The sequence below is a fragment of the Acinetobacter sp. F16 genome (genome assembly GCF_052712855.1).
Window position 1 is genome coordinate 160,210 of the sequence record NZ_JBRATK010000005.1, and the last position, 6,479, is coordinate 166,688.

The 6,479-nt window shown below is 41.5% G+C and carries 9 protein-coding genes; 1 reads left to right on the plus strand and 8 read right to left on the minus strand.

Going from position 1 to position 6,479, the window contains the following annotated elements:
* Window positions 1–54: 54 nt before the first annotated feature.
* The 5 genes from ACU0NF_RS04935 to ACU0NF_RS04955 all read right to left on the minus strand — a co-directional run bounded on the left by ACU0NF_RS04935 (window position 55) and on the right by ACU0NF_RS04955 (window position 3,358).
* Window positions 55–462, minus strand: coding sequence for a DUF3106 domain-containing protein (locus ACU0NF_RS04935; protein WP_370983528.1), 408 nt, complete (start codon window positions 460–462; stop codon window positions 55–57).
* The gene (locus tag ACU0NF_RS04940) at window positions 452–772 is read right to left on the minus strand and encodes a hypothetical protein (protein WP_131268036.1); all 321 of its coding nucleotides are present in this window, start codon (window positions 770–772) and stop codon (window positions 452–454) included. The genes ACU0NF_RS04935 and ACU0NF_RS04940 overlap by 11 nt, the downstream gene beginning before the upstream one ends.
* Window positions 769–1,383, minus strand: a complete 615-nt coding sequence (locus ACU0NF_RS04945) for an RNA polymerase sigma factor (RefSeq protein ID WP_370983540.1) — start codon at window positions 1,381–1,383, stop codon at window positions 769–771. Before ACU0NF_RS04945 ends, ACU0NF_RS04940 begins: the two co-directional genes overlap by 4 nt.
* A 169-nt stretch (window positions 1,384–1,552) precedes the next feature.
* Window positions 1,553–2,329: a TrmH family RNA methyltransferase gene (locus tag ACU0NF_RS04950; protein ID WP_131382931.1), complete on the minus strand. Its 777-nt coding sequence runs from the start codon at window positions 2,327–2,329 to the stop codon at window positions 1,553–1,555.
* 54 nt (window positions 2,330–2,383) lie between these two features.
* Window positions 2,384–3,358 (minus strand): class 1 fructose-bisphosphatase, encoded by a 975-nt coding sequence (locus tag ACU0NF_RS04955; RefSeq protein WP_445660327.1) that lies wholly within the window; start codon window positions 3,356–3,358, stop codon window positions 2,384–2,386.
* A gap of 186 nt (window positions 3,359–3,544) precedes the next feature.
* Between ACU0NF_RS04955 and ACU0NF_RS04960 the strand changes: the two genes are divergently transcribed.
* A complete protein-coding gene (locus ACU0NF_RS04960) occupies window positions 3,545–3,739 on the plus strand; it encodes an NF038105 family protein (RefSeq protein ID WP_445660328.1) in 195 nt (64 codons plus the stop codon).
* Between the two features lie 51 nt (window positions 3,740–3,790).
* Here ACU0NF_RS04960 and pal read toward each other — a convergent pair whose 3' ends face one another.
* From pal to tolA, 3 genes are all read right to left on the minus strand, one after another.
* Window positions 3,791–4,360, minus strand: a complete 570-nt coding sequence (gene pal, locus ACU0NF_RS04965; protein ID WP_171535367.1) for a peptidoglycan-associated lipoprotein Pal — start codon at window positions 4,358–4,360, stop codon at window positions 3,791–3,793.
* Window positions 4,361–4,398: 38 nt separating this feature from the next.
* Window positions 4,399–5,682 (minus strand): Tol-Pal system beta propeller repeat protein TolB, encoded by a 1,284-nt coding sequence (gene tolB / locus ACU0NF_RS04970; RefSeq protein ID WP_445660333.1) that lies wholly within the window; start codon window positions 5,680–5,682, stop codon window positions 4,399–4,401.
* A gap of 207 nt (window positions 5,683–5,889) precedes the next feature.
* A partial coding sequence (gene tolA / locus ACU0NF_RS04975; protein ID WP_445660329.1) for a cell envelope integrity protein TolA occupies window positions 5,890–6,479 on the minus strand: 590 nt, incomplete at its 5' end.

The following is a 6,479-nucleotide window of genomic DNA, read 5'->3' on the forward strand; positions in this document are numbered from 1 at the left end:
ATAAAAAAGCCTCGAAAGAGGCTTTTTTATTACTGTTATTCAATATTTTAAATATTAGTGATTGATAATATTAGGCTGCTGCAAATATTTACTGATGTATTCATCACGGATAGCGGGTCTTTCTTCAGGTGTTGCCTTTTGCATGCGTGTGCCTAAATCTTTACGCTCTTGACTACTCATTTTTTGCCAGGTTTCTCGCATTTTTTGCTTTTCTTGCTCGGGAAGTTGGGTAAACCAATCCATACGCTGATGCAAAGCGGTACCTTGTGCTTCAGGCAATTCTTTTAGCGATTGATAACGCTGAATAAGTGCACGCTGTTCAGCATCTGACAGAGTTTCCCATGTTTCTGCCAATTGAGTGTCCGCATCCTTAGAAAAAATCCAGAAACGTTCAAAACCAGCGAAACTGGTTTGTAGAAATCCGAGTGCACAAAAAGCAAATGCTAATTTTTTAGCTGCCATGTGGAACTTTGTCCTCACCTAAAACCATTAACATCTCCAAATCTTCAACCATTTGGGGTGATAATTTTGGAGTAACCACAACTTGATTCTGAGGCTTTGCAGCCATTTCAATAGAATTTGGGAAGACCACAAAACCTGCAATTGCAGCAGCAAGTGCAAATCCTGACATTTTCCAAAGTCCATAACGGGCAGTTTCTCGGTCCTGAATTTCTTCAATGACATGATTCATCACAACAGGTTTGTCTTTATGATGTTGTGCGAGTCCATCGAGTTTGGAAGTAACTTGTTTTAAGAAATCATCTTGTTTCATTCGGATGACCCTCCAGAATATGGATTCAAATGTGCCAACGAGTTCCGAAGACCTTGAATGGCACGGTGATAATGCGTTTTTACACTACCTTCACTGCATTCCATGATTTGTGCAGTCGTGTGTGTATCAAAACCTTCCCAAGCACGCAGCATAAAAGCTTGTTGCTGTCGAACGGGGAGCTGAGAAATGGCTTCCTGTATTTCTTCGGCAGTCACGGCTTGATCAAGAAAATCGAATGGACTGGGGGTGTTTTCATCGACAATATCATTGAGTTCAATATCATCGTCATCTAGGTTAACCTTTTTAAAAAATGAAAAAGGTTGTGCCCGACGGACTTCTTTTCTGCGCCAGTCCTGTAGTTTATGGTTCAAAATGGTGTAAAACAGGGGGTACCATTCATCAGTCGGCTTTTCAGCATATGTTTTATGCAAGGAAATAAATGCTTCTTGCACTAAATCCATCGCAATGCCTTGTTGACCTTGAGTCGCACTCTCCATCATCACTAAGGCTCGCCCCGTTACATCCTGCATGAAAATTTTCAGGCGCTGTTCAGCCGTACTCTTCAGAATACTCAAATTTTCCGCTTGAGACTGTTTCGGTGCTGAATCCATAGAGATGGAAAATCCTGTCATTGGACACCCACCATTATTCCCATTTTCATACATTATATAACGCTGGAAATAATGGTTTGGTTGACAAAAAACTTATTATTTTTCTAGTGTAGTCTATTTTTAAGCATCAGCAGCTGATGTTTAAAATAAAGTAACGAAAGAGAAAGGATTATAAACGCTGACGCACCATCTCAAAGAAGCAGACAGAACCGGCAATTGCAACATTTAAGGATTCTTGTCCACCTGGCTGAGGAATAGAAACTGCTTCTGCATGTGCAAGTGCATAATCAGAAACGCCTTGACCTTCGTTACCTAAAATCCATACACAGGCTTTCTTTAAGTCTTTTGAATATAAACTTTCTGATTCATGTGAACTGGTGACATATACCGGAATCTTAAATTTATCTAAAAGATCTTCAAGGGCAATATTTTCATAGGTATGCAATGAAAAATGTGCACCCATACCTGCGCGTAATACGCGTGGTGACCAAAGTGAAGCTGAACCTTTGGTGCACACAATTTGTTGAATCCCGGCTGCAGCTGCAGAGCGGATTAAAGTGCCGACATTGCCTGGATCCTGGATATTTTCCAAAATCAAGGTATCTGCCGTGAAGTCTAAGGCATGGCTTGAACTTGGTAAATCAACAATTGCAAGACAAGCAAGGGTTGTACCTAATGTGCTTAAATCTTTATATAAAGATTCACTAATGACAAATACCGCACCTTGATATTGTTCAGCAATCAGATCGAAATCAGGATGCGTTAAAGCATGTTCAGTAGTGAAAATAGATTTAATTTTTCGATCTTCTGCCAGCCATGAAAGACATAAATGCGTGCCTTCAAGTACAGTTTGACCTTGCTTTTTACGATACGAGTTTTGATCAATTAAGCCACGTAAGTGCTTAATTTTAGGATTATCTTTTGATTCAAGAAAAATAGTAGGCATGGGAGATTAAATCCACGGAAGTAAGCAGTAAGCACTTACTTCCGCTATAAAAAATTAATTATGGTAGTGAGTAACTAAGTCAACTTCGTTTTTAGAACCAATGACAACAGGAACACGTTGATGCAGTTCAGTTGGTTGAATCTCAAGAATACGTACACGACCAGTCGTAGATGCACCACCAGCTTGTTCCATCAACATACTCATTGGATTTGCTTCATACATTAAACGAAGACGACCGGCTTTTTTTGGATCTTTGGTGTCGTATGGATATAAGAAAATACCGCTGCGGCAAAGAATACGGTGAATATCACCCACCATACATGCGACCCAACGCATGTTGAAGTCTTTGCCACGTACTGAAGTTTTACCGTCTTGCAACTCACCAATATAGCGTTTTACCGGTTCTTCCCAGTGACGCTGATTTGAAGCATTAATCGCATATTCTTTGGTATCCGCAGCAACCTGAATATTTTCCGACGTTAAAAGGAATTCTTGAGTTTCAGGGTCGAAAGTGAAGAATACAACGCCCGCACCGACGGTAAGTGCCATCATGGTCGATGGACCATACAATACATAACCCGCAGCAGCCTGATTGGTACCGGGTTGCATAAAGTCTTCAGCTTTGGTCACTGCATTTTGAGCAGGCAAAATAGAGAAAATTGTGCCGACACACATATTGATGTCGATATTGCTTGAACCATCCAGTGGATCGAACAATACAAGGAATTCACCATTTTCTTGTGCAGGGGTAAATTCATCGAGTTCTTCGGAAGCCAAACCACCGACATGTGGATGAACTTTTAAAGCATCAATCAGATAATCATTGGAAATAACATCAAGTTTCTTTTGTTCTTCGCCTTGTACGTTTTCGTGTTGCGCACTACCCAATACACCCGCCAAGGCTCCTTTTTGTAATAACTGATCAATGGCTTTACATGTATTACCAATTGTTTCAATTACTTGAGCAAGTTCAGGCGTTAGGTTCCCTGTTTTTTGTTCTAGAAATTGGGAAAGGGTGAGGTATGACATGACAGGAAAACTCCAATTAGAAAATGATAAAAAATTATCAAAAGAATATGGGGGATCATTTTAGATGAGAACGCAGCAAAAGAACAATTAAACTCGACTATTTGTCGTGATTTTACTCTTGTAAGTTTCTTGGAAAATGCTATGTTGAAACACAGAAGATATTAAAATAGTGATAGGAGCACAGTTATGACAACGCAAAAGTTTGATGCGACTCCAACGCCAAATGAAGCTATGAATTTAAATGATATTTCCGAGGAAAAAGTGAAGGAAGCTTGGAAAGCTTACGAAGCAAAACCGGAATATAAAAAATTCAACAAGCATGATCTGATCGAATCCATGCAAAGCTCGAAAGATGAAGCGAATGAATCTGAAAAAGCTTAAAACATAAAAAAGCGCCCAACCACTAAGTTGAGCGCTTTTTTATTCAAGCCATTATTTTAATAATGGTGGAACAGCTTCGTAGTTAAGTTCTACGCGGCGGTTTTCTTTCCATGCATTTTCATCATGACCTGCATTAATCGGCATTTCTTTACCATAACTTACTGCTTCTAATTGTGTTGCAGCAACGCCATTGGTAATCAGGAAGCTTTCTACCGCTTTAGCACGACGTTCACCCAAAGCCATGTTGTATTCACGTGTGCCGCGTTCATCGGTATGACCGGTTAAAGCCACTTTCGAATTTGCATTGGCCACAAGGAATTGTGCATGTGCTTGAAGGGTTTGATAGTCTTCGTTAGAAAGATCGCTGCTGTCATAGTCAAAGTGAACAACGCGTTTTGCCAAGAAGGCTTTATTTGCCGCAGTCACACCTTTAGAAGAAGCACCTGCCAGGTTTTGCGCATTTAGAGCTGCATCCTCACTTAAACCTTCAGTACTTACTGTAGCTGCTTCAGATGGATTTTGACCTGCCTGAATTTCAGCTGCAGGTTTACGGCTGGCACAACCCGTCATCACTAAGGCTGTTGCAAGAACAGGAAGGACCAATAATTTAACTGCTTTCATCTTTATCTCCATGATTATCATTGCTTTAAATTAAATTGTTATTTTGGTGCCCAAGCAGGTTCACGAACCTCGCCTTGTTCACTTGGTAAATTCATGCGGAAACGGCCATCCAATGACATGATGGACAATAAACCACGGTTCCCTTCACGTGTTGCATAGACCACCATTTGCCCATTTGGCGAGAAACTTGGTGATTCATCCAGACTGGTTGGGGTCAGAATATTGGTAATACCGGTATTGATGTCCTGAATAGCCACTTTGTAATTACTGCCACTTGGGCGATGGACTAAAGCCACTTTTTTACCATCAGCACTTAATGTGCCACGTGCATTAAATGCACCACGGAACGTCAGGCGTTTACTTGTACTATTTGCAAAGTTATAGGTATAAATTTGCGGTGAACCGCCTCGGTCAGAGGTGAAAATAAATGATTTACCGTCTGGGGCATAACGTGCTTCTGTATCAATGGCACTCTCATTGGTCATACGTTGCAACTGACGTGTTTCCAGATTCATTTGATAAATTTCAGGGTTGCCATGCAGAGATGCAGTAAACAGCATGCTTTTACCATCTGGCGAGAAGCTTGGTGCACCGTTTAGACCGCGGAAGCTCGCCAGTTTTTCACGCTGACCTGTGGCCAAGTCTTGTACATAAATTGCAGGACGTTTGGTTTCAAATGAAACATAGGCAATTTTTTTCGCGTCCGGTGTCCAGGCAGGAGACAAAATTGGATCACGAGAGGTCAGAATGGTTTTTGGCTGTTCGCCATCGGTGTCGGCAATTTGTAAGGTATAACGCTGTTCAGGCGTAGCCGGGTTGCGCAGTACATAAGCAATGCGTCCGCTAAAGTCACCTGCAATACCGGTCAATGCCTGATAAATTGCATCACTGATAGTGTGACCCGCTTGGCGAATACGTGAAGCAGGAACTGTCAGTAATTCATTTAATAAATATTGCTGTTTTTCGACATCATAGAGTTGATAATGAACTTCATATGCGCCATTTTCAGTCGTTTTTACCGTACCTGTGACTACGTAGGGAACACCTGCAGATTTCCATGCCTCTGCATTAGGCATATTCATACTTGCTGTTGCAGGCAGGTTTTTTGAAGCACTTGAAAATTTGCCTGAACGGTTTAAGTCATTTTCGACAATCGGATAAATATTTTGGTCATTATTAAACGGAATAATGGCAATCTTCGGTGCTTCTTCGGGTGCTTTGGCAATTTCTAAATGCAGTTGTGCATAAGACTGTGTCGCTAAAACGGGACTTAAAGCTGTCAAAACGGCTAGGCAAAGTAAATGTTTACGCGTCATTTCCATCATCCGCTAGGTACTCTAAAAAATGTAAATTATTGTGAATTCGGTTGTGTCACATAATGGCATGATTTTGCTTTATTGGAAGTAGATCATGATGACTAAACTGTTATAAGACTGTGAAAAGTGAATAAAATATTATCTGTTTTTAGCAAAATTTGAGTTTATTCGTCAAAAAAGCCACATCAATTAAATTTGATGTGGCTTTTTATTTTATTTCGCAGTAAAGCTTGAAGTAAATGTTCTTGCTTCACGTCGTGCATCTGGATCGGAAGGCATAGGATAAGGCGCTGCTGCACGTACCGCAGCTTCTACACTTGCTTTCATGTCCGGATCACTTGAACTGACGATAACCGATTGCACTGCACCACTGTCACTTAAGGTCACACGGGCAGTGGCTTTCTGACCGGATGAACCGCTCGGAATATCCCACGCACGTTTAACTTTATTTTCAAAATCACGTTTTGCAGTGGAGGCAATTTTCTTTGCTTCCGCTTTTTTGGTCGCAGCTTCCTCAGCGGCTTGTTTTGCAGCGGACGCTTTGGCTTCTTCAGCCGCACGTTCACGGGCTTCTGCATCTGCCTTGGCTTTTGCAGCTGCGTCAGCTTTGGCTTTATTCGCTGTATCTGCCTTGGCTTTTGCATCGGCATCGGCTTTAGCTTTATTTGCTGCATCAGCTTTGGCTTTATTGGCAGCGTCGGCTTTGGCTTTATTGGCAGCGTCGGCTTTGGCTTTATTGGCAGCGTCGGCTTTGGCTTTATTGGCAGCGTCGGCTTTGGCTTTATTGGCAGCGTCGGCTTTGG

Bases quoted from the DNA above. Each gene is read 5' to 3' on its own strand.
- tolB (WP_445660333.1), bottom strand. From the start codon at position 5,682: ATGGAAATGACGCGTAAACATTTACTTTGCCTAGCCGTTTTGACAGCT.
- ACU0NF_RS04935 (WP_370983528.1), bottom strand. From the start codon at position 462: ATGGCAGCTAAAAAATTAGCATTTGCTTTTTGTGCACTCGGATTTCTA.
- ACU0NF_RS04955 (WP_445660327.1), bottom strand. From the start codon at position 3,358: ATGTCATACCTCACCCTTTCCCAATTTCTAGAACAAAAAACAGGGAAC.
- ACU0NF_RS04960 (WP_445660328.1), top strand. From the start codon at position 3,545: ATGACAACGCAAAAGTTTGATGCGACTCCAACGCCAAATGAAGCTATG.
- ACU0NF_RS04950 (WP_131382931.1), bottom strand. From the start codon at position 2,329: ATGCCTACTATTTTTCTTGAATCAAAAGATAATCCTAAAATTAAGCAC.
- pal (WP_171535367.1), bottom strand. From the start codon at position 4,360: ATGAAAGCAGTTAAATTATTGGTCCTTCCTGTTCTTGCAACAGCCTTA.
- ACU0NF_RS04940 (WP_131268036.1), bottom strand. From the start codon at position 772: ATGAAACAAGATGATTTCTTAAAACAAGTTACTTCCAAACTCGATGGA.
- ACU0NF_RS04945 (WP_370983540.1), bottom strand. From the start codon at position 1,383: ATGGATTCAGCACCGAAACAGTCTCAAGCGGAAAATTTGAGTATTCTG.